This is a genomic window from Cedecea colo (genome assembly GCF_011808225.1).
Classification (GTDB): domain Bacteria; phylum Pseudomonadota; class Gammaproteobacteria; order Enterobacterales; family Enterobacteriaceae; genus Dryocola; species Dryocola colo.
In genome coordinates this window covers 609,419-632,337 of the sequence record NZ_SOYS01000002.1, presented here as the reverse complement: position 1 = coordinate 632,337, position 22,919 = coordinate 609,419, and the positions used below count along the sequence as shown (strand labels likewise).

The following is a 22,919-nucleotide window of genomic DNA, read 5'->3' as shown; positions in this document are numbered from 1 at the left end:
TGTGACCAGCCTGCGTAACTCGCTTAAAAATCCGGTAGAATTAGCGTAGACAAAATAAGGACGGGATAACCATGGCAAATCAACCAATCGACGTCGCGGTTGTCGGCGGGGGAATGGTCGGTGCGGCGGCAGCGCTCGGGCTTGCACAAAATGGCTTTCGGATAGCAGTTATCGAACGCCAGGCGCCGACAGCATTTGAGAGTAACAGCCAACCTGACGTGCGTATCTCTGCAATCAGCAGCGCTTCGGTGGCTTTGCTTAAATCGTTGGGCGTATGGGACGCGATTCGCTCTATGCGCAGCCATGCTTATCGCCAACTGGAAACCTGGGAGTGGGAAAGCGCGCACGTTTCTTTTACTGCCGCGGATCTTGGTCTGCCTGAGCTGGGCTACATGGTGGAAAACCATGTTTTACAGGTTGCACTGTGGAAAGCGCTGGCAGCTCACCCAAATATCACGTTGATGTGCCCGGCGCAGTTAACGCATATGCAAAGTAAAGAAGGGCGCTGGACGCTGAGCTTTGCGCAGGGTGAAACGTTAACCGTGCCGATGGTGATTGGCGCAGACGGCGCGAATTCAAAAGTCCGTCAGTGGGCCGGGATTGGCATTCACGCCTGGGATTACCGTCAGTCCTGTATGCTGATCGCCGTTCAGTGCGAAGATGCGCCCGGCGACAGTACCTGGCAGCACTTTACGCCGACAGGGCCGCACGCCTTCTTACCGCTATTTGATAACTGGGCTTCGCTGGTGTGGTATGACACCCCGGCGCGTATCCGCCAGTTAAAATCGATGACGATGCCACAGCTCCAGAAAGCTATTGCCGCAACGTTCCCACAAAGGTTGGGTAAGGTGACGCCGGTTGCCTGTGGGGCATTTCCGCTGACTCGTCGACATGCGCTGCGGTATACGCAACAGGGTCTGGCGCTGATTGGTGATGCAGCGCATACCATTCATCCGCTGGCGGGGCAGGGCGTAAACCTGGGCTATCGCGACGTAGATGCCTTGCTTGAGGTGATGATTAACGCGCGAAGCTTCGGTGAAAACTGGGCTGATGCCCATATTTTGAAACGCTATCAGACCCGCCGCCAGATGGATAACTTTATTATGCAAAGCGGCATGGATCTGTTTTATGCAGGCTTTAGCAACAACCTTACGCCATTACGCGTGGTGCGTAATCTGGGTCTGATGGCTGCCGAACGCGGTGGCGTGTTGAAACGTCAGGCGCTTAAGTATGCGCTCGGCTTATGATTAGCAGGCGGGAAACCGCCTTTTAAGCTAGCTGAACGCAGAAAAGCAAAAAGCTCGCGAGCGCGAGCTTTTTTTATAGTGGCTGGGGTACGAGGATTCGAACCTCGGAATGCTGGTATCAGAAACCAGAGCCTTACCGCTTGGCGATACCCCAACGGGGTGCGTTCACAAATGCAAACGTCTTTTTTATGGCTGGGGTACGAGGATTCGAACCTCGGAATGCTGGTATCAGAAACCAGAGCCTTACCGCTTGGCGATACCCCAATAATATGGTGGCTACGACGGGATTCGAACCTGTGACCCCATCATTATGAGTGATGTGCTCTAACCAGCTGAGCTACGTAGCCGATACAACCTTTTCGATGGCTGGGGTACCTGGATTCGAACCAGGGAATGCCGGTATCAAAAACCGGTGCCTTACCGCTTGGCGATACCCCAAAACCCGTGCGCAGCGCGCATATATCGAAAAAATTGGCTGGGGTACCTGGATTCGAACCAGGGAATGCCGGTATCAAAAACCGGTGCCTTACCGCTTGGCGATACCCCATCCATGCAACGCTATAAAATGGTGCGGGAGGCGAGACTTGAACTCGCACACCTTGCGGCGCCAGAACCTAAATCTGGTGCGTCTACCAATTTCGCCACTCCCGCGGCTTAAAAAGATGGTGGCTACTACGGGATTTGAACCTGTGACCCCATCATTATGAGTGATGTGCTCTAACCAGCTGAGCTAAGTAGCCTTCTTTTTTTGCGCTACCTTATCGGCGTTGCGGGGCGCATTATGCGTAGTTGACCGAACAGCGTCAACAAATTTTTTCCCGAAAAGGGGCTGAAATGGTCTGTTTGACCAGCTTGCGAACAGCTTGGTGGAAATATCGGCAACAATCGGTTATTTCGGGCATTTCTAAGCGAAAAATCGGCCGGGAAACGGCGAGTTTGATGCAGAAATAACAACGGGCCCGCAGGCCCGTTGCTTAATATGGAGCGCTTATTTATAGGCAGACTGATGGACGCCCACCGCACGGCCCGACGGATCGTTCATGCTTTTGAACGCTTCATCCCATTCAATCGCTTTAGCAGAAGAACAGGCAACGGATGGGCCGCCCGGAACGCATTCTGCAGCGCTTGGCAGCGGGAATAATTCTTCGAAGATCTCACGATAGAGATAAGCTTCTTTCGAACCCGGCGTGTTGTAAGGGAAACGGAAGCTCGCGGTTTCCAGCTGCCGATCTGTTATCTGAGCTGCGGCAACTTCTTTTAGCGTGTCGATCCAGCTATAACCCACGCCGTCTGAGAACTGCTCTTTCTGACGCCATGCCACGCTTGCCGGCAAATAGGACTCGAAGCATTCACGCAGGATATGTTTTTCCATCTTGCCGTTGCCGCACATCTTGTCTTTCGGGTTGATGCGCATCGCCACGTCGAGGAACTTTTTGTCCAGGAAGGGAACGCGGGCTTCAACGCCCCAGGCAGACATCGCTTTGTTGGCACGCGCGCAGTCAAACATGTGCAGCGCCTGCAGCTTACGCACGGTTTCCTCATGCAGTTCTTTATCGTTTGGCGCCTTGTGGAAGTAGAGGTAGCCGCCAAACACTTCATCGGAACCTTCACCGGAAAGCACCATTTTAATGCCCATCGCTTTGATTTTACGGGACATAAGGTACATCGGTGTAGACGCACGGATCGTCGTCACATCGTAGGTTTCGATGTGATAGATAACGTCACGGATCGCATCCAGGCCTTCCTGCACGGTGAAATGGATTTCGTGGTGAACGGTGCCCAGATGGTTTGCCACTTCCTGCGCAGCCTTAAGATCCGGTGAACCTACCAGGCCGACCGCGAAGGAGTGAAGCTGCGGCCACCATGCCTCGCTGCGCTCTTCATCTTCTACACGACGAGCGGCAAACTTTTTAGTGATGGCGGAGATAACGGAAGAGTCCAGACCACCGGAAAGCAGCACGCCGTATGGCACGTCGGACATCAGATGGCTTTTGACGGCGTCTTCCAGCGCCTGGCGCAGTTCGTTTTTATCGGTAACGTTGTCTTTTACCGCCTCGTAATCGAACCAGTCGCGCTGGTAATAGCTGCGGATCTCGCCGTCCTGGCTCCACAGATAGCTGCCAGCCGGGAACTCTTTAATGGTACGGCAAACCGGCACCAGAGCTTTCATTTCAGAAGCAACGTACATGTTGCCGTGTTCGTCGTATCCCATATACAGCGGGATAATGCCGATATGGTCACGACCAATCAGGTATGCGTCTTTTTCGCTGTCGTAAAGTACGAAGGCGAACATGCCCTGTAGATCGTCCAGAAATTCAGGGCCTTTTTCCTGATACATCGCGAGGATAACTTCGCAGTCTGAACCGGTCTGGAATTCGTAGCGATCGCCATATTCGGCACGCAGCGCCTGATGGTTGTAGATTTCTCCGTTTACGGCCAGCGCGTGGGTTTGTTGTTTGTTATAAAGCGGCTGGGCACCGGCGTTGACGTCAACGATAGAGAGGCGTTCGTGGGCCAGAATCGCCCTATCGCTGGCGTAAACCCCTGACCAGTCCGGGCCGCGGTGGCGCATCAGACGCGACAATTCCAGCGCTTTTTTACGCAATTCAACCGCGTCGGTTTTAATATCCAGCACACCAAAAATAGAACACATAGAGCTTTCTCCGTAACACTGCGCTTAGGCTGTTTAATCGTGATGTCGCATTGCCGTTTATTTATTTTTAGCGGCGTTGCTGCGTTGCATGCATTCGAATTTGCGCAATCATTAGCGGGAAAGCAAGTGATTTACCGCTTCACGACTAAATACCGCAATAGCGTTTGCTGATTTGTGAAAATTAACGACTAAAAAGGCTAAATAATTATCGAATTCTTAATTTTAAAGCGTTTTTATTGATGGCGGGTAAACCAAAGAAGGGCGGAAAGTAAGAAACATAAAAAAGCCCGACGGGTGCCGGGCGCTTTTACATCAGCAAGGCAGCATTCAGATGATGTCGATTTCGGCCACGGACGGGTAGATAAATGAAGGACGGAAAGGCATCGCATCGATGTCGTTAAGCGTCGAAACCCCGGAGAGCACCAGAATGGTTTCCAGACCGGCCTGGAAGCCCGCCAGAATGTCGGTGCGTAAATTATCACCCACAATAACCGTATGTTCGGAATGGGCCTGCATTGTATTCAACGCCGCACGGATAATCCAGGGGCTGGGCTTGCCGACATAAAAAGGCTTCCGGCCGGAGATTTTCTCGATGCCCGCGCAGAGCGCGCCACAGGCCGGGTAATAACCGCGCCCATGAGTATCCGGGTTGGTAGCGATGAAACGCGCGCCGTTTGCCACGAAGTACGCGGCTTTGTGCATCATTTCCCAGTTATAGGAACGTGTTTCGCCAACGATGACAAAATCTGGATTGATATCGGTAATGGTGAATCCCGCTTTATACAGCTCATGGATTAACGCGCCTTCACCCACAACATAGGCTTTTTTGCCTTCCTGTCGACGCAGGAAATCTGCGGTCGCCATAGCCGAGGTATAGAACACGCTGTCCGGCACGTCTATGCCCGCCGATGCAAAGCGGTTTGCCAGGTCCTGTCCGGTCTGCGAAGGGTAGTTGGTCAGCAGAACCAGCGGTAAACCTTTTTCAAGGATGCGGGCGAGAAACTCATTGGCGCCCGGTACGGCGACGTTGTCATGCATCAGCACGCCGTCAATATCACAAATTACATTCTGGAGGGTCATTGGCTAATCCGGCTCATATTCACAGAAGGCGTATAACCTTCATCTGTCAAGCTGCAGCGCTGTTGACCGCACTGACTAATCCCGGTCATTTACCTAAGTAAGCTCCTGGGATCGGCTCCCTGTCGCCTGGCTGCAACTCAAAATCTAAAGGTTCTAACTATAACGCAAATCGGCGCTTGCCCGCGTTAACTTTCCAGCAGGCGCTGCAACAGCATGCCATTCAGCATGGAGCGTTTTACCAGCGCAAAAGCGCCGATCGCGGAGCGGTCGTCAAGGCGTGAACGCACGACGGGCAGGTTTTTGCGGAACGCTTTTAACACCTGGGTGTTGATGCAGCCTTCAATGGCGGGGAGCAGGACTTTTTCTGCTGCAATAATTTCGCCTGCAATCACTACCTTTTGCGGATTAAACAGGTTGATGGCAATAGAGATGGCTTTACCAAGGTGGCGGCCCACGTGCTCTATTACTTCGCAGGCCAGCGCGTCGCCTTTGTTGGCCGCTTTGCAAATCGCCACAATGTTGCAGTCATCAAGCGTTAAGCGACTGTTATAGCCCTGTTCAAGCAGATGACGCACTCGCCCTTCAATGGCGGCATTCGCAGCGATAGTTTCCAGACAGCCAAAGTTGCCGCAATGGCAGCGCTCGCCCAGCGGGTCGACCTGGATATGACCGATCTCGCCCACGTTGCCGTTACGGCCGATAAAAATCCTGCCGTTTGACAGAATACCTGCCCCTGTCCCGCGGTGAACACGCACCAGAATGGAGTCTTCGCAGTCGTGAGTGGCACCAAAATAGTGCTCAGCTAACGCCAGGCTGCGGATGTCGTGTCCGACAAAGCAGGTAATTTTGAAGCGTTTTTCCAGGCTATCAACCAGCGACCAGTTGTTCACCTGAATGTGCGGCATATAGCGAATCACGCCGCTGTCCGGATCGACCAGGCCTGGCAGGATCACAGAGATGGCAATCAGCTCGCGAATTTTACGCTGCATCTGTTCGATAAAATGGGCGATGGCGTGGAGCAGGGCGTGCTCAAGCGTTTCCTGGGTGCGCTCCGGAAGAGGGTAGTGCTCTTCAGCCAACGGCTTGGCGCTGAGATCGAACAGCGTAATAGTGGCGTCATGACGGCCAAGGCGCACGCCAATTGCGTGGAAATTACGAGTTTCAGTAATGATGGAGATAGCGCGGCGGCCTCCGGTAGAGGCCTGCTGATCGACTTCTTTAATCAGGCCGCGCTCAATAAGCTGGCGAGTAATTTTGGTGACGCTGGCGGGGGCAAGCTGGCTCTGTTCGGCAATCTGTATACGCGAGATTGGACCCTGCTGGTCAATCAGACGGTATACCGCCGCGCCGTTAAGCTGTTTTACCAGATCGACATTACCTATTTGAGCCTGTCCGCCAGTCGTCATGCCTTATTTACTCAGTTACGACCTCATTACCATTAACGAGAGTCTTGATGATTTTATAATCGCGGGTAAAAGCGGTCAGGTTGGCGACTTTACCCGCCTCAATAGTGCCCAACTGCTTTTCCACACCCATCGCACGGGCAGGGTAGAGAGTCGCCATCCGCAGGACTTCGTCCAGCGCGATGTTGGCATGCTCGACCAGATTACGCACCCCTTCGATCATCGTCAGGGCAGAACCGCTCAGCGTACCGTGCTCATCTACACATAAACCGTTACGGTAGTATATTGTTTTACCAGCAAAAATGAACTGCTCAATATTGGCACCTGCCGGCGCGGTGGCGTCCGTGACGAGGCAGAGCTTATCGCCTTTCACGCGTTTTGCGGTGCGGATATTGACATAGTCCACATGCAGGCCATCGGCAATGATACCGCAGTAAACGTCTGGTTCATCAAAGATTGCGCCCGCCAGACCCGGTTCGCGGCCCGTAATATAAGGCATGGCGTTGAAAAGGTGCGTGGCAAAAGTGATTCCCGCCCGGAAACCGGCTTTGGCTTCTTTTGCTGTCGCGTTGGAGTGACCGGCGGAAACGATAATCCCGGACGCAACCAGTTTGTTGATAACTTCAGGCTCGACCATTTCTGGCGCCAGCGTGACTTTTGTGATGACGTCTGCGTTCTCGCAGAGGAAATCGACCAGTTTGGCATCAGGTTTACGTACAAAGCTCGGGTTATGCGTGCCTTTTTTCACCATGTTCAGCCATGGGCCTTCAAGGTGCAGACCTAGCGCCTGATTGCTGTATTTCGCCAGGTACTCGCGCATCACTTTAACGCCCTGCCTCATCAGCTCATCGCTGGCGGTAATAAGCGTTGGCAGATAGCTGGTGCAGCCAGAACGCTCGTTGGCTTTCTGCATAATTTCCAGCGTTTCAACCGTGACGGCATCGACGGTGTCGTTGAACTGCACGCCGCCGCAGCCGTTGAGCTGCACATCAATAAAACCGGGGGCAATGATTGCACCGCCCATGTCACGGGTTTCGATCCCTGCCGGGAGTTCGGAACGCGGACAAACGCGCTCAATCAGGCCATCAGCAATAACGATCGCGTGGTCATCCAGAATATCATGGCCGGTATAAATCCGACCGTGGGTTAGTGCAAACATAATTACCCCCGGTAAAAATCAGTGCTTAAAGGCCTTTAATATTTTCTGCTTCAAGTTCGTTGAAGTATTTCAACGTCTTCACTTTCAGCTCCATAGTGGATGGTTCGTCGCACACCACAACCGCTTTCGGATGCAGTTGCAGGCAGCTAATAGTCCACATATGGTTGACGTTACCTTCCACGGCTGCCTGCAGCGCTTGCGCTTTCACATGGCCGAGCACCAGAATCATCACTTCTTCTGCGTCAAGCAGGGTGCCGACGCCCACGGTCAGCGCGTATTTTGGAACCTGGCTCACGTCGCCGTCAAAGAAGCGGGAGTTTGCCACGCGAGTGTCATGAGTCAGGGTTTTAATACGGGTACGGGACGCCAGAGAAGAAGCGGGTTCGTTGAACGCGATATGACCATCGTTGCCCACGCCGCCCATAAAGAGGTGGATTTTGCCGTAGGAGCGAATTTTTTCTTCGTAAGCACGGCATTCTGCGTCAACGTCTTCCGCATTACCGTTTAGCAGGTTGATATTTTCTGCTGGGATATCAACATGATCAAAGAAATTTTTGTGCATGAATGTATGATAGCTTTCCGGATGCTCTTTTGGCAGACCGACGTATTCATCCATATTAAAGGTGACGACGTTTTTAAAGCTGACCTGGCCTGCTTTATGCATCTCTATCAGCGCTTTATAGGCTTCGAGCGGCGTGCTGCCGGTTGGCAGACCCAGCACGAAAGGACGGTCTGCGGTTGGGTTAAATGCATTGATGCGCTTAACAATATGGCGAGCTGCCCATTTGCCGACCTGAGCCGGAGTAGCCAGGGGAATCAGTCTCATCATTCACCTCTTAAGAGTTAATAGAAACGGGTATAGCCAGATTGATATTCACCCTTCTAAGGGTAAACCAGTTTTATACCGGCACCTGAGGGAGCAATCTGTCTCGATTTTTTGAATAATAAAATAAGTTTTGCGGGATAGCCAGTCAAAGGGGGGTGTTATAGCGATATTTGGTGACTATAGTCACAAAAAGCGCGCATTTAATTTGCGATACGAATTAATTTTTTTCACACTTCAGGTGTGATGTGAATCGTCGCCGTTTATATAAGGTAGTTAAGACAATAAAAACACTGCTTTGAGCGAGCCTTAACAGGGTCTCATAGGGGGAATAAAGTGAGTATTCTAGGTTATTTACAACGAATTGGCCGCGCACTGATGGTGCCCGTGGCTACACTACCTGCAGCAGCAATTTTGATGGGGGTAGGCTACTGGATTGACCCGGTTGGCTGGGGTGGAGATAACGCGCTTGCGGCGTTCTTCATTAAATCTGGTTCTGCCATTATTGATAACATGTCCGTACTTTTCGCCATTGGTGTGGCTTACGGTATGTCCAAAGATAAAGACGGTGCCGCAGCGCTGACCGGCTTTGTTGGCTTCCTGGTGTTGACCACTCTGTGTTCTCCAGCAGCGGTTGCCATGATCCAGAAAATTCCGGCGGAGCAGGTTCCGGCGGCATTTGGTAAAATCAGCAACCAGTTCGTGGGTATTCTGGTTGGTATTATCTCTGCGGAATTGTACAACCGTTACAGCAGCGTCGAGCTGCCGAAAGCGTTGTCGTTCTTCAGCGGCCGCCGCCTGGTGCCGATCCTCACCTCTTTCGTGATGATCGTTGTGGCCTTCATCATGATGTACGTCTGGCCGATGATCTTCGACGGTCTGGTCAACTTTGGTGAGCATATCCAGAAGCTGGGCTCCGTAGGCGCGGGCGTTTACGCCTTCTTCAACCGCCTGCTGATTCCTGTTGGTCTGCACCATGCGCTGAACTCCGTATTCTGGTTTGACGTTGCCGGTATTAACGATATCCCTAACTTCCTCGGCGGCGCGCAGTCCATCGAAGCAGGTAAAGCGGTTGTTGGTATCACCGGTCGTTACCAGGCTGGCTTCTTCCCAATCATGATGTTCGGTCTGCCGGGTGCAGCACTGGCTATCTATCACTGCTCTCGCCCGGAAAATAAAGCGAAAGTGGCTGGTATCATGATGGCGGCTGCCTTCGCCGCGTTCTTTACCGGTATCACCGAACCGTTGGAATTCTCCTTCATGTTCGTTGCTCCGGTTCTGTACGTTATCCACGCCGTGCTGACCGGTATTTCCGTGTTCATCGCCGCAAGCATGCACTGGATTGCAGGTTTCGGTTTCAGCGCAGGTCTGGTGGATATGGTGCTTTCTTCCCGTAACCCGCTGGCAACACACTGGTGGATGCTGATCCCGCAAGGTATCGTGTTCTTCGTGATTTACTACGTGGTGTTCCGTTTCACTATCACCAAATTCAACCTGTTAACCCCGGGTCGTGAACTGGCGGTTGCCGGTGATGAGACCGATGGTCAGGATGTGAACGTTAGCGGTACAGCAAATCAGGACGTTTCTGGTCTGGCTCGTCAGTACATCGCGGCGGTTGGCGGTTCTGCTAACCTGACCGGTATTGATGCCTGTATCACGCGTCTGCGTCTGAGCGTGAAAGACTCTTCTTTGGTTAACGAAGCTCTGGCTAAACGTCTGGGTGCAACCGGTGTGATTCGCCTGAACAAAACCAGCGTGCAAATTATCGTGGGCTTTGTGGCTGAGAAAATCGCCAACGCCATGAAAACTACCGGTGATGTTCCTGCGGCAAAAGCGCCTACCGCCCCCGTTGCTGCTACGACTACGGCTAAACCACAGGCCGTATCAAATGCAGTTACCATCGCGGCGCTGGTTTCGCCGGTAACCGGTGACGTGGTTGCGCTGGACCAGGTTCCTGATGAAGCCTTTGCCAGCAAAGCGGTAGGCGATGGCGTAGCCGTGAAGCCAACGGATAAAACCGTTGTCTCGCCGGCGGCGGGCACCATCGTGAAAATCTTTAACACCAACCATGCGTTCTGCCTGGAGACGGAAAAGGGTGCGGAAATCGTTGTCCACATGGGCATTGACACCGTAGCACTTGGCGGTAAAGGCTTTACTCGCCTGGTGGAAGAGGGTGCGGAAGTGGTAGCCGGTCAGCCGGTTCTGGAAATGGATCTGGATTTCCTGAACGCTAACGCTCGTTCCATGATTAGCCCGATAGTTTGCAGCAACATCGATGACTTCAGCGGGCTGGTTCTTCAGGCTCAGGGTCACGTGGTTGCCGGTCAGACGCCGCTGTATGAGATTAAAGGCAAGTAATCGCTCCTGAGTAAGCATTTGTGCCTTAAGCGGCTGGGGTTAATCTTCAGCCGCTTTTTTATTGCTCCGAATTAAACCTCCTTCGCTGTAATCGCGTTCACCTAATTTGTGCAACTAAAGGTTGTTTCCCGCGCCTGCTTATTAGATCATGCACCGTTAACGAAAGTTTTGTCTTGAGGAATCCGCGATGAGTGAGGCTGAAGCCCGCCCAACTAACTTTATTCGCCAGATTATCGATGAAGATCTGGCCAATGGTAAGCATGACCGTATCTGCACTCGTTTCCCGCCGGAGCCGAATGGCTATCTGCACATCGGCCATGCAAAATCTATCTGTCTGAACTTTGGTATCGCGCAGGATTACCAGGGCCAGTGCAATCTGCGTTTCGATGACACCAACCCGGTAAAAGAAGACATCGAATACGTAGATTCCATCAAACACGACGTAGAGTGGCTAGGTTTTCACTGGTCCGGCAACGTGCGCTACTCATCTGATTACTTCGACCAGCTGTTTAACTACGCCGTTGAGCTGATTAATAAAGGCCTGGCGTATGTTGACGAGCTGACGCCCGAGCAGATCCGCGAATATCGTGGTTCCCTGACGGCGCCCGGCAAAAACAGCCCATATCGCGATCGCACCGTCGAGGAGAACCTCGCGCTGTTCGAAAAAATGCGTAACGGTGAATTTGCCGAAGGTACCGCTTGCCTGCGTGCAAAAATCGATATGGCATCGCCTTTTATCGTGATGCGCGATCCGGTTATTTACCGTATAAAATTTGCCGATCATCACCAGACGGGCAGCAAGTGGTGCATTTATCCGATGTATGACTTCACCCACTGCATTTCCGATGCGCTGGAAGGCATTACCCATTCGCTGTGTACGCTGGAGTTCCAGGACAACCGTCGTCTGTACGACTGGGTGTTAGACAACATTACTATTCCTGCTCATCCACGTCAGTACGAATTCTCACGTCTGAATCTTGAATACGCCATCATGTCCAAGCGCAAGCTGAACCTGCTGGTGACCGAGAAGATTGTTGAGGGCTGGGATGACCCGCGTATGCCAACTATTTCCGGTCTGCGTCGTCGTGGTTATACCGCGGCTTCTATCCGTGAGTTCTGCAAACGTATCGGCGTCACTAAACAGGACAACACCGTTGAGATGGCATCTCTGGAATCGTGCATCCGTGACGATCTGAACGAGAACGCGCCGCGTGCGATGGCCGTGCTGGATCCGGTGAAAGTAATCATCGAAAACTATCCGCAGGATGGGGAAGAGATGGTCACTATGCCTAATCATCCTAACAAACCTGAAATGGGTAGCCGTCAGGTTCCTTTTAGCGGCGAAATCTATATCGATCGCGCCGATTTCCGTGAGGAAGCGAACAAGCAGTACAAGCGTCTGGTGATGGGCAAAGAAGTGCGCCTGCGCAACGCGTATGTGATTAAAGCCGAACGCGTTGAGAAAGATGCGCAAGGCAATATCACTACGCTGTACTGCACCTACGACCCTGAAACGCTGAGTAAAGACCCGGCGGACGGTCGTAAAGTGAAAGGCGTCATTCACTGGGTAAGCGCTGCCCATGCGCTGCCGGTGGAGATTCGTCTCTACGACCGCCTGTTTAGCGTAGCGAATCCGGGTAGCGCGGAAGATTTCCTCGCGACAATTAATCCGGAATCTCTGGTTATCAAACAAGGTTTCGTTGAGCCAGGCCTGCAAAATGCGCAGAAAGGCAAAGCGTACCAGTTTGAGCGTGAAGGTTATTTCTGCCTCGACAGCCGTTATGCAACCGCTACCAAACTGGTCTTTAACCGTACCGTTGGTCTGCGCGACACCTGGGCAAAAATCGGTGATTAATCCGCTGGGCTGAAATATCAAACGCCGCTTTAAGCGGCGTTTTTTTTCGCTTATCGCTCAACGGGTTAATTAATTATAAATATTCGCGTCGAGAATTAATTCATTAAACGGAGCGAAATAATAATTGTCTGCCATTGACCTGGTTTGGTAAAAATTCTCATTACTTTTTATGAAAACGCTCTCATTTACGTGCTTATGCTTAATAATATAAATTTAATGGCATAAAATTCCATCCAGCCAAATTGTTACAAATTCTCATAGATTATGTGCACTTCGTCATAATACAGGAATTACCTCTTATAAAGTCATTGATAATTCGCGTCGCGAAAAATAGTCTTATGTCAGCAGTAATGCGGGGAAAATATTCATAACCGCTTTTTAGCCGTCAGGCATTTTTTATTTTTCACCGTCAGGTGTTTTACGCCGGGTGATTATTTATACGTCAAAGAGGATTTTACTATGCGTACGTTTAGTGGCAAACGTAGTGCGCTGGCGCTTGCAATCGCAGGTGTCACGGCCCTTTCAGGCATTGTTGTCGTTCCGCAGGCAATCGGTGCGGGATTGGTTGATGATTCAACGCTCACCGGCGGCATCTATTACTGGCAGCGTGAACGTGACCGTAAAGATGTTAATACCAATAAATACGAGACCAATCTTTCCCATTCTACCTGGAACGCCAACCTGGACTTTCAGTCCGGCTATGCGGCCGATATGTTTGGTATCGATTTTGCGGCGTTTACCGCTATCGAAATGGCAGAAAATGGAAATAGCGGACACCCGAACGAAATTGCATTTTCTTCTAAAAATAAAGCCTACTCAGAAGACTATTCCGGTGATAAAAGCGGCATCAGTGTTTATAAAGCTGCGGCAAAATTTAAGTATGGTCCGGTCTGGGCGCGTGCGGGTTATATTCAGCCAACCGGCCAGACGCTGTTAGCGCCGCACTGGAGCTTTATGCCGGGCACCTATCAGGGAGCAGAAGCGGGCGCGAATTTTGATTATGGTAATGCGGGCGCGCTGAGCTTCTCCTGGATGTGGGCGAACGAGTATAAAGCGCCATGGCATCTGGAAATGGACAAGTTCTATCAGAACGATAAGCACACCAAAGTCGACTATCTGCACTCGGTCGGCGCGAAGTATGACTTCAAAAACGATCTTGTGCTCGAAGCGGCATTCGGCCAGGCAGAAGGGTATGTCGATCAATACTTCACTAAAGCAAGCTATAAATTTGATATCGCTGGCAGCCCGCTGACCACAAGCTATCAGTTCTACGGTACGCGCGACAAAGTTTCCAACGGCGGCGTTAACGATATTTATGACGGTACTGCGTGGTTGCAGGCGCTGACCCTCGGTTACAAAATTGGTCAGGTTGACCTGCGTCTGGAAGGGACCATAGTTAAGGCCGACGGCCAGCAAGGCTACTTCCTGCAGCGCATGACCCCAACCTATGCCTCTTCAAATGGCCGTCTTGATATATGGTGGGATAACCGCTCCGACTTCAACGCCAATGGCGAGAAAGCGGTATTTGCTGGCGCTATGTATGACCTGAGCAACTGGGACCTGGCCGGCTGGGCGGTCGGCGCTTCTTACGTTTACGCCTGGGATGCGAAGCCAGGCTCTGCGCCGACCACTGACGGATATTACGATGCGGATCGCCGCCTGAAAGAGTCTTCTTACAGTCTCGATGCGCTTTATACCGTGCAGGATGGCCGTGCGAAAGGCACGCTGTTCAAGCTGCACTTCACCCAGTACGACAACCACTCAGATATCCCGAGCTGGGGCGGTGGTTACGGCAACATTTTCCAGGATGAGCGTGACGTGAAATTCATCGTTATCGCACCGTTCACCATTTTCTGATTTGATTCCGGGCGCTAACGCGTCCGGTTTTATTAAGGATATCCCTGATGAAAAAATCATCCTGCTGTTCATTATCGCTCTGGGATTGACCGCGTGCGCGCAGCCAACGTCGGCACCTGAGGATTCAAAGTTAAATGAAGCGTACAGCGCCTGTATTAACACCGCAGAAGGCAACCCGGACAAAATCCAGGCCTGCCAGCGCGTGCTGAACATACTTGCTCAGGAGAAGCAGCATCAGGAATTTGCGAAGAAGGAAACGGTCCGCACTCTGGATTACCAGAACTGCATCCAGGCAACCCGCACGGGCAACGATCGGGCAGCGAAAGCGCAATGCGATAAGATCTGGCAAGAGATTCGCGTCAGTAACCGCTGAGTTGTTGAGGCAATAAAAAGCCGGTAAGTTTCCTCACCGGCTTTTTTATGTCTGGCTCCCAAGCGATGGCAGCCGGAATGCGGATTACTTTTCGCTGATTTCGTGGGCGTTTTCGTCAGTACGACAGTCGCCTTCGGCGCAGTGGCCATAAAGATAAAGGCTGTGATTGGTCAGGCGGATCCCGTGGCGAGTGGCGATCTCACGCTGGCGGGCTTCGATTGAATCATCGCTGAATTCAATAACTTTGCCACAGTCCAGACAAATCAGATGATCGTGGTGATGCTGCTGAGTCAGCTCGAACACTGATTTGCCGCCTTCAAAATTATGACGGGTAACGATACCTGCGTCATCAAACTGGTTCAGCACGCGATAAACCGTAGCCAGACCAATTTCTTCACCCATATCAATCAGACGTTTGTATAACTCTTCCGCACTGACGTGGTGGTTCACCGGACCCTGCAACACTTCAAGGATTTTTAATCGCGGAAGCGTGACTTTCAGGCCGGCCTTCTTTAATGCGGTGTTGTTGTCAGTCATGCGGAAATTGTCCTGTTGCTTAACGTTTTGCTCGAACTCGTTGAGCGTTAAGTGAATGCATCTCATTATATACCCTTCTCGTGTGGGTATAGTACAGCCACGTCTAAATAGAACCTGTAAATGTGAAGCATAACACAGCTAAAAAATCGTGGCCGAGTCGCTATTTGCTGGCAGTTTAGCAAAGATGACCTGTGGGATATTGTACAGAGATAGCCAGAAAAGTTACAAAATTGTAGCAATTATTTTCATTGGTAATACCTATCAATACGGCGCAAAAGCTTTTTTTGCGCCGTATTGCATCAGGCATTAAGAATTTCAGCCAGATTCAGCTCGTCAGCAACTTGTTTGGTCCATTTCTCTACGCGCTCGGCGGTCAGCTCCGGCTGGCGATCTTCGTCGATAGCCAGACCTACGAAGTGATCGTCGTCTGCCAGCCCTTTAGAGGCTTCGAAATGATAGCCAGCGGTTGGCCAGTGGCCTACGATTGCCGCGCCGCGAGGTTCAATGATATCGCGAATGGTGCCCAGCGCGTCGCAGAAATACTCTGCGTAATCTTCCTGATCGCCGCAGCCGAACAGCGCCACCAGCTTGCCGTTGAAATCAACTTCTTCAAGCGTCGGGAAGAAGTCATCCCAGTCGCACTGCGCTTCGCCGTAGTACCAGGTAGGGATACCCAGCAACAAAATATCGAAACCTTCGAGATCTTCTTTACTGCTCTTCGCAATGTCACGCACTTCAGCAACATCTTTACCGAGCTGTTTTTGAATTATTTTTGCGATATTTTCGGTGTTACCAGTATCGCTGCCGAAAAAAATGCCTACGATTGCCATGAGTTAAATAACCTCTTGAAACTTAATGGTATGGTGGCGGAGAATTGCCCACAGATAGGGCAATCATAGCAGAACAGGCCACGGTGCGGAAACAGCTATCACGGCGCTGTGCACAGACTGCAACATGCTGGCGTTTTAAGCGCCACTTAGAGTGATGACAAATCTCATGGCTTGCGAAGTTCTGAAAAAGATCACTCGGAAAATAAACTGGAAAATCAACTCATTGATTTTCGACTGATAATCATAAACAAGGTAAAACCACGTTTTTTCCTTGTTTGTCAGCAAGCATGCTGGCGCATTAAGCGCCACTTTCATTAATAACGGGGGAATGGCGAACGTTTAGCTCAGATGCTGTTTTAGCTGCGCCAACAACATCTCTTCAATCAGCTCGCTGCGGCTGATATTTCTGGCTTCAGCAAGCTGGTTAAGCGCATCCACCGCGTCGTTGTTGAGCTTTAGTTCTACTCGCTTCAGGCCGCGTACCTTATCGCGTTTGAGCTGGTTACGTTTATTGATACGCAGTTGCTCATCGCGCGTTAGCGGATTAGTTTTTGGCCGCCCCGGGCGACGCTCGTCCGCGAACAGATCTAAAGTTGTACGGTCCGTTTGTTCTTTTGCCATGATTAGAGTACTGACAGGGAATTCAGGATGCTGCGAGCAGAATGCTCCGGCGCATTTAAGCGCGCCATCATACATCAGCGAGTCCGGCGCGCCAACGCGTTAGCCGCAACTTGCGGCCAGTCGGTCTGTTTTTAATCAGTTTGGGAAAGATTCATCGATAAAACGATGAATGGCGCGTAAAACCGCTTCCGGTTTCTCGGCGTGAACCCAGTGTCCGGCACCAGCAACCACATGAGCACGCGCCTGAGGAAACTGGGCCAGCAGCGCATCCCGGTGCGTTTCATCAACATAAGGCGAAGCGCCACCGCGGATAAATAGCGCGGGATGGTTCCACGCGGGAATAGTCTGCCAGCCGACAATATTTTCGTACTGCTGCCACAGTACAGGAACGTTAAACTTCCACTCGCCTTCGGCAAACGACTTAAGCAGGAACTGAATCACGCCTTCTTCTTTTACATATTCGCGCATCAACGCTGCGGCCTGCTGACGCGTCTTCGCTCCGGCGTCGCTCACGGCGTTTATCGCCGCGAAGATTTCATCGTGGCGACGTACCTGATAATCAACCGGCGCGATATCGATCAGCACCAGTTTGGCGATACGCTCAGGCGCGATAGCCGTTAAGGCCATTGCTACTTTGCCGCCCATAGAATGGCCGATAATTATCGCTTTCTCAAAACCGTATTCGTCCAGGGTTTCCAGAACATCCTGCGCCATCGCCGGATAGGTCATTTCATCGCTGCGGGGAGACTGGCCGTGATTACGCAAATCGATTTGCAGCAGCGTGCGATCCTGCCCGAGATCGCGGGCGAGCACGCCGAGGTTATCAAGGCTGCCAAACAGGCCGTGGATGAGCACAACAGGGGAATTGCTGGTCGATTGTTGCGTAGTTTGCAGGCGAGCGTTTAATTTCATGGCAAAGTTCTTTTTTTTGATTCGTAGGGTTAGGGTATCATGAAGATATTCCTGCCGCAGTGCCGCAAACATTCAGTTTAATCTGGCTTTACCAGGCGGCACCTGTTTGGCGCTACCCGCTGTTGGGATTTGCCCTTATAATCCCAACGACTTGTATTCAGAATAAGATATCGCACTGGATGAAGATGAAAACGATTGAAGTTGATGACGAGCTATATCGCTATATTGCCAGCCACACGCAACACATTGGCGAGAGCGCGTCCGATATTTTACGGCGTATGTTGAAATTTACCGCCGGTCAGACTTCCGCAGCGACGACTACTCCTACAGCCAATTCCGCACAATCTGCGGCAACCTCTGTTTCCGAAGAAAAACCTGTAAATCAGGCTAGCAATCGCGTGCGGGCCGTTCGTGAGTTGCTACTCTCTGATGAGTATGCGGAACAAAAGAAAGCCGTTAATCGCTTCATGATGGTGCTTTCTACGCTCTATCAGCTGGATGCGAAAACCTTTGGCGAAGCCACTGAGTCTTTGCATGGTCGTACCCGCATCTATTTTGCCGGCAACGAACAAACGCTGCTGGCTAACGGCAATCAGACCAAACCAAAACACGTTTCGGGCACCCCATACTGGGTTATCACCAATACCAATACGGGTCGCAAATGCAGCATGATCGAACATATTATGCAATCAATGCAGTTCCCGGCGGAATTGATTGAGAAGGTTTGCGGCACTATTTAATCTGCGTCAAAAGGAAGGGCCAATGGCTAACCACAACCGTGCAGGTCAACCTGCGCAACAGAGCGATTTGATTAACGTAGCCCAGCTAACGGCCCAGTACTACGTGCTGAAACCAGAAGCGGGTAATAGCGAACACGCGGTGAAATTTGGCACTTCCGGTCACCGTGGCAGCGCGGCTCGTCATAGCTTTAACGAACCGCATATCCTGGCGATTGCTCAGGCGATTGCTGAAGATCGTGCTAAAAATGGCATCACCGGCCCGTGCTATGTCGGTAAGGACACGCACGCCCTGTCCGAGCCTGCGTTTATCTCTGTACTGGAAGTGCTGGCGGCAAACGGTGTGGACGTCATTGTTCAGCAGGCGAATGGCTATACGCCAACGCCTGCGGTCTCTAACGCGATTCTGGTGCACAACAAAAAAGGCGGCGCTCAGGCGGACGGTATCGTTATCACGCCTTCGCACAACCCGCCTGAAGACGGTGGTATCAAATACAATCCGCCCAACGGTGGTCCGGCCGATACTAACGTAACCAGGGTTATTGAAGAGCGTGCAAACGCGCTGCTGGCAGGCGGCCTGAAAGAGGTGAAACGTATTTCACTTGACGAGGCCTGGGCAAGCGGGCACGTAAAAGAGCTGGATCTGGTGCAGCCGTTTATCGAAGGCCTGGTGGATATCATTGATATGGCAGCCATCCAGAAAGCGGGCCTGAAGCTGGGCGTTGATCCGCTTGGCGGCTCCGGCATCGAATACTGGCAGCGTATCGCGAAGCACTACAATCTGGACCTGACCATCGTAAACGATCAGGTTGATCAGACTTTCCGCTTTATGCATCTCGACAAAGACGGCGCCATTCGTATGGATTGCTCGTCCGAATGCGCGATGGCAGGGCTGCTGGCGCTGCGCGATAAGTTCGATCTGGCCTTTGCCAACGACCCGGATTACGACCGCCACGGTATCGTTACCCCGGCAGGCCTGATGAACCCGAACCACTATCTGGCCGTGGCGATTAATTATCTGTTCCAGCATCGCCCGCAGTGGGGTAAAGATGTGGCGGTCGGTAAAACGCTGGTTTCATCTGCGATGATCGATCGCGTGGTCAACGATCTGGGTCGCAAGCTGGTGGAAGTGCCGGTTGGTTTTAAATGGTTTGTCGACGGCCTGTTTGACGGCAGCTTCGGTTTTGGTGGCGAAGAGAGCGCCGGCGCCTCCTTCCTGCGCTTTGACGGTACGCCATGGTCAACCGATAAAGACGGCATCATCATGTGCCTGCTGGCGGCAGAAATTACCGCAGTAACCGGTAAGAACCCGCAGCAGCATTATGACGAGCTGGCAGCCCGCTTCGGCGCGCCAAGCTATAATCGTCTGCAGGCTTCTGCTACCTCCGCACAGAAAGCTGCGCTGTCGAAATTGTCTCCGGAAATGGTCAGCGCTGATACCCTGGCGGGTGACCCGATCACCGCACGCTTAACGGCGGCGCCGGGCAACGGTGCATCTATCGGCGGGTTGAAGGTGATGACAGAGAACGGCTGGTTTGCGGCTCGTCCATCCGGCACGGAAGACGCGTACAAAATCTACTGTGAAAGTTTCCTGGGCGCTGAGCATCGTCAGCAGATAGAGAAAGAAGCGGTAGAGATAGTCAGCGAAGTGTTGAAAAACGCGAAATAAGATTCAAAACTGAAAAAGCGCCGCAAGGCGCTTTTTTTATACCCGTCACCAGCATAACCACTAGTTAACTAATGTTTAGTTTTTATTTAACCTTTCTGTAACTTAGTTACGCCACGAATTGTAAATCTCCCTCAATAACGCCGTTTTGGTGGTCGGATGAGTAGTAAAGTTTCATCCATTGCGATACTATTTTAGCCAGATAACAAGTTTTAAATTTCCGGAGTTTGTTACCGGTCACAAAATAAAGGGAGAAGCCTATGTCTTTATACAAAGAATATCCTGCGCATCAGGTCATCCTGCGACGCGCCTTCGCGGTAGTTGTTGGCGTACTGGCGCTGCCGGTGATGCTGTTCTGGAAAGATCGCGCGCGTTTTTACAGCTACCTGCATCGCGTATGGTCAAAAACGAGCGATCAACCGGTCTGGATGGCTCAGGCGGAAGCCGCCTCCGGCGACTTCTATTGAGTGCCGCATTAAGGCGACGAAGGCTACCCTGAGAGGCAGCCTTGAGATTGCTGACAAAGAAGGAAAAAACGTGGTTTTCCCTTCTTTGTGGTTGCTCTGCCGAAAATCAATCGATTGATTTTCCATATTTTTTACCTGGTGATATATGTTCAACCTGTGCAGGTTGAGGATTTATCACCAGTCTGAAGGCTACCCTGAGAGGTAGCCTTTTTGTTATGGCGACTTGCTACACTTAACGTTCAGCGTAAAGAGCAAGCCCATGTGTGACAATATCCCGGTCGGTATCAGCGCCTGTTTACCTGGGGAAAATGTCCGCTTTGATGACGGCCATAAACGGCTGGCATTTGCCGTCAACGAGCTTGCTTCCTGGGTACGTTTTGAACACGTTTGCCCGGAGAGGGCGATTGGCTTACCCGCGTCGCGCCCGGCCTGGCGTTTAATTAAATCAGCCGACGGCGAAATCGCGCTGCGTTTCAGCAATCATACGGCAGGGGATTTAACCCAGACGATGCAGCGGTTCGCTGCCGGACATATCGCAGGTCTGGAGCATCTCCGCGGTTATATTTTCTGCGCGAAATCCCCGAGCTGTGGCATGGAGCGGGCATGGGTTTACGAACCTGCTGGAAATAATAATCGTAAAAGCGGTACAGGAGCCTTTACCGCAGAGCTTAAAAGGCAAATGCCGTGGTTACTCGTTGAAAAAGATGGTCGTTTACAGGATCCCGCCATCCGCGAGAATTTTGTCGAACGTATTTACACGCTTTTTCTCCTCGGCGAACGTGCGGCAATCGAAAAGCCTCAGGCATTTTGCCTGCGTCCTGTCGCCGATTATCCTGAGCAACGAGCTTTTCCGGCAACCGAAGGCGCCAGTCGTTTATCGCCTTAACTGACGCCTGGGGTGATATCACCGCGTCAGTGCCTGCATCGTTTACCCGCAGAACATCCGCAGGCGCTGGAAGGCGGGACGGGAGCGAGCTGGTTAAACGAGCCGATGTGGGGTGATTTTTATCGTCATCTGCTGGTGGCTTACCCTAAGCTTTGCCGCTTTCATCCGTTTATCCCATGGACAGAGAAGGTGCGCCGGCATCAGGATGAAGAACGCCTGAAGCCTGGCAGCAGGGACGAACCGGCTACCCGATTGTGGATGCCGCCATGCGTCAGTTAAATACCACGGGCTGGATGCATAACCGTCTGCGGATGGTTATTGCCAGCTTCCTGGTAAAAGATTTGCTTATCGACTGGCGGGCAGGCGAGCGCTATTTTATGTCGCAGCTGCTGGATGGCGATCCTGCGGCAAATAACGGCGGCTGGCAGTGGGCAGCGTCTACCGGCACCGATGCCGCGCCTTATTTCCATATTTTCAATCCCACCACGCAGGGGGAACGATTTGATGCCGAAGGGGCATTTATTCGTCGCTGGGCGCCCGAAACCAACGCCGTTCCGGGCAAACATATCCATTCACCTGGATTTGGGCCAATAAACAGCAGCAGATGCTGGACTATACGCGCCCGATTGTTGACCATAAGCAGGCACGTACTGCGACACTTGCCGCCGATGAGGCGGCCCGAAAACCGGAAGGCCAATAAGATGAAAAATAGCGAACTGGAACGCCTGATTAACGAGAAGCTCAACAGCGCGACGATAAGCGATTATGCGCCAAATGGCCTGCAGGTTGAGGGACGCGAAGAGATTCGTAAAATCATTACCGGCGTAACGGCAAGCCAGGCGCTGCTGGACGAGGCGGTACGTCAGAATGCCGATGCGGTGATTGTGCACCACGGCTATTTCTGGAAAGGGGAATCGCCGGTTATTCGCGGCATGAAGCGTAACCGCCTGAAAACGCTGCTGGCAAACGACATCAATCTTTACGGCTGGCATCTGCCGCTCGATGCGCATCCGCAACTGGGCAATAACGCGCAGTTAGGTTCTTTGCTGGGCATTGAAACCAAAGGGGAAATAGAGCCGCTGGTGCCGTGGGGCGAATTTTCAACGCCGCTTTCCGGCGTGGAACTTGCTTCATGGATTGAAATGCGGCTTGGCCGCACGCCGCTGTGGTGTGGCGATACCGGGCCGGATCAAATTCGTCGCATCGCCTGGTGCACCGGCGGTGGGCAAAGCTTTATCGATAGCGCCGCACGTTTTGGCGTGGATGCGTTTATTACTGGCGAAGTTTCCGAGCAAACCATTCACTCGGCGCGTGAGCAAGGCCTGCATTTCTATGCCGCCGGACACCACGCGACCGAACGCGGCGGTATCCAGGCGTTGAGCGACTGGCTTAACAGCGAAACGGATTTGGACGTTACCTTTATCGATATTCCTAACCCGGCATAACGCGGTATTC

The 22,919-nt window shown here is 52.0% G+C and carries 18 protein-coding genes, 7 tRNA genes and 2 pseudogenes; 11 read left to right on the top strand and 16 right to left on the bottom strand.

The genetic code is table 11. The features are described 5' to 3' along the window. Positions 1–71: 71 nt before the first annotated feature. Positions 72–1,247 (top strand): 3-demethoxyubiquinol 3-hydroxylase, encoded by a 1,176-nt coding sequence (gene ubiF, locus E2L00_RS07535; protein WP_167609177.1) that lies wholly within the window; start codon positions 72–74, stop codon positions 1,245–1,247. A 79-nt stretch (positions 1,248–1,326) separates the two neighbouring features. Here ubiF and E2L00_RS07530 read toward each other — a convergent pair. From E2L00_RS07530 to nagB, 12 genes are all read right to left on the bottom strand, one after another. After that, positions 1,327–1,401: transfer RNA gene (locus E2L00_RS07530), tRNA-Gln, on the bottom strand. Between the two features lie 35 nt (positions 1,402–1,436). Next, a tRNA-Gln gene (locus E2L00_RS07525) sits at positions 1,437–1,511 on the bottom strand. A 6-nt stretch (positions 1,512–1,517) separates the two neighbouring features. Further along, a tRNA-Met gene (locus E2L00_RS07520) sits at positions 1,518–1,594 on the bottom strand. Positions 1,595–1,610: 16 nt separating this feature from the next. Then, positions 1,611–1,685: transfer RNA gene (locus tag E2L00_RS07515), tRNA-Gln, on the bottom strand. Positions 1,686–1,719: 34 nt separating this feature from the next. Next, positions 1,720–1,794, bottom strand: a tRNA-Gln gene (locus E2L00_RS07510). Positions 1,795–1,813: 19 nt separating this feature from the next. Continuing rightward, positions 1,814–1,898: transfer RNA gene (locus E2L00_RS07505), tRNA-Leu, on the bottom strand. A 12-nt stretch (positions 1,899–1,910) separates the two neighbouring features. After that, a tRNA-Met gene (locus tag E2L00_RS07500) sits at positions 1,911–1,987 on the bottom strand. Positions 1,988–2,235: 248 nt separating this feature from the next. After that, the gene (gene asnB / locus E2L00_RS07495; RefSeq protein WP_167609174.1) at positions 2,236–3,900 is read right to left on the bottom strand and encodes an asparagine synthase B; all 1,665 of its coding nucleotides are present in this window, start codon (positions 3,898–3,900) and stop codon (positions 2,236–2,238) included. A 327-nt stretch (positions 3,901–4,227) separates the two neighbouring features. Further along, positions 4,228–4,980 (bottom strand): HAD-IIA family hydrolase, encoded by a 753-nt coding sequence (locus E2L00_RS07490; RefSeq protein ID WP_167609171.1) that lies wholly within the window; start codon positions 4,978–4,980, stop codon positions 4,228–4,230. Between the two features lie 185 nt (positions 4,981–5,165). Continuing rightward, the gene (gene nagC, locus E2L00_RS07485; protein ID WP_167609168.1) at positions 5,166–6,386 is read right to left on the bottom strand and encodes a DNA-binding transcriptional regulator NagC; all 1,221 of its coding nucleotides are present in this window, start codon (positions 6,384–6,386) and stop codon (positions 5,166–5,168) included. 7 nt (positions 6,387–6,393) lie between these two features. Continuing rightward, on the bottom strand, positions 6,394–7,542 hold the full coding sequence (gene nagA / locus E2L00_RS07480) for an N-acetylglucosamine-6-phosphate deacetylase (RefSeq protein WP_167609165.1): 1,149 nt from the start codon (positions 7,540–7,542) through the stop codon (positions 6,394–6,396). A 25-nt stretch (positions 7,543–7,567) separates the two neighbouring features. Continuing rightward, positions 7,568–8,368 (bottom strand): glucosamine-6-phosphate deaminase, encoded by an 801-nt coding sequence (gene nagB, locus E2L00_RS07475; RefSeq protein WP_167609162.1) that lies wholly within the window; start codon positions 8,366–8,368, stop codon positions 7,568–7,570. A 333-nt stretch (positions 8,369–8,701) separates the two neighbouring features. On the opposite strand from nagB, the gene nagE reads away from it, so the two are divergent. The 4 genes from nagE to chiQ all read left to right on the top strand — a co-directional run bounded on the left by nagE (position 8,702) and on the right by chiQ (position 14,808). Then, positions 8,702–10,723 carry an N-acetylglucosamine-specific PTS transporter subunit IIBC gene (gene nagE, locus E2L00_RS07470; RefSeq protein WP_167609160.1) on the top strand — a complete coding sequence of 674 codons (2,022 nt, stop codon included), beginning with the start codon at positions 8,702–8,704 and terminating at the stop codon, positions 10,721–10,723. 187 nt (positions 10,724–10,910) lie between these two features. Then, a complete protein-coding gene (gene glnS, locus E2L00_RS07465) occupies positions 10,911–12,578 on the top strand; it encodes a glutamine--tRNA ligase (protein ID WP_167609157.1) in 1,668 nt (555 codons plus the stop codon). Between the two features lie 459 nt (positions 12,579–13,037). After that, positions 13,038–14,435 (top strand): chitoporin ChiP, encoded by a 1,398-nt coding sequence (gene chiP / locus E2L00_RS07460; protein ID WP_167609154.1) that lies wholly within the window; start codon positions 13,038–13,040, stop codon positions 14,433–14,435. Positions 14,436–14,475: 40 nt separating this feature from the next. Then, positions 14,476–14,808, top strand: coding sequence for a ChiQ/YbfN family lipoprotein (chiQ, locus tag E2L00_RS07455; RefSeq protein ID WP_167609684.1), 333 nt, complete (start codon positions 14,476–14,478; stop codon positions 14,806–14,808). A gap of 84 nt (positions 14,809–14,892) precedes the next feature. On the opposite strand, the gene fur is transcribed toward chiQ, so the two are convergent. The 4 genes from fur to ybfF form a co-directional block, all read right to left on the bottom strand. Beyond that, positions 14,893–15,345 (bottom strand): ferric iron uptake transcriptional regulator, encoded by a 453-nt coding sequence (gene fur, locus E2L00_RS07450; protein ID WP_167609681.1) that lies wholly within the window; start codon positions 15,343–15,345, stop codon positions 14,893–14,895. 299 nt (positions 15,346–15,644) lie between these two features. After that, positions 15,645–16,175 (bottom strand): flavodoxin FldA, encoded by a 531-nt coding sequence (fldA, locus tag E2L00_RS07445; RefSeq protein ID WP_167609151.1) that lies wholly within the window; start codon positions 16,173–16,175, stop codon positions 15,645–15,647. A 339-nt stretch (positions 16,176–16,514) separates the two neighbouring features. Continuing rightward, complete coding sequence (gene ybfE / locus E2L00_RS07440) at positions 16,515–16,796, bottom strand: LexA regulated protein (protein WP_167609147.1); 282 nt, start codon at positions 16,794–16,796, stop codon at positions 16,515–16,517. Positions 16,797–16,931: 135 nt separating this feature from the next. Beyond that, positions 16,932–17,708 carry an esterase gene (gene ybfF, locus E2L00_RS07435; protein WP_167609144.1) on the bottom strand — a complete coding sequence of 259 codons (777 nt, stop codon included), beginning with the start codon at positions 17,706–17,708 and terminating at the stop codon, positions 16,932–16,934. Positions 17,709–17,893: 185 nt separating this feature from the next. Between ybfF and seqA the strand changes: the two genes are divergently transcribed. The 6 genes and pseudogenes from seqA to E2L00_RS07405 all read left to right on the top strand — a co-directional run bounded on the left by seqA (position 17,894) and on the right by E2L00_RS07405 (position 22,909). Then, positions 17,894–18,448 (top strand): replication initiation negative regulator SeqA, encoded by a 555-nt coding sequence (gene seqA / locus E2L00_RS07430; protein ID WP_167609141.1) that lies wholly within the window; start codon positions 17,894–17,896, stop codon positions 18,446–18,448. 22 nt (positions 18,449–18,470) lie between these two features. Next, positions 18,471–20,114 (top strand): phosphoglucomutase (alpha-D-glucose-1,6-bisphosphate-dependent), encoded by a 1,644-nt coding sequence (gene pgm / locus E2L00_RS07425; protein ID WP_167609139.1) that lies wholly within the window; start codon positions 18,471–18,473, stop codon positions 20,112–20,114. Between the two features lie 257 nt (positions 20,115–20,371). After that, positions 20,372–20,578: a YbfA family protein gene (locus tag E2L00_RS07420; RefSeq protein ID WP_167609136.1), complete on the top strand. Its 207-nt coding sequence runs from the start codon at positions 20,372–20,374 to the stop codon at positions 20,576–20,578. A 259-nt stretch (positions 20,579–20,837) separates the two neighbouring features. Then, a pseudogene (locus tag E2L00_RS07415) lies at positions 20,838–21,341 on the top strand (2-thiouracil desulfurase family protein); the annotation flags it as partial. Continuing rightward, a pseudogene (locus E2L00_RS21585) lies at positions 21,339–22,164 on the top strand (FAD-binding domain-containing protein); the annotation flags it as partial. The pseudogenes E2L00_RS07415 and E2L00_RS21585, both read left to right, overlap by 3 nt. Position 22,165: 1 nt before the next feature. Beyond that, positions 22,166–22,909, top strand: coding sequence for a type 2 GTP cyclohydrolase I (locus tag E2L00_RS07405; RefSeq protein WP_167609678.1), 744 nt, complete (start codon positions 22,166–22,168; stop codon positions 22,907–22,909). Positions 22,910–22,919 lie beyond the last annotated feature (10 nt).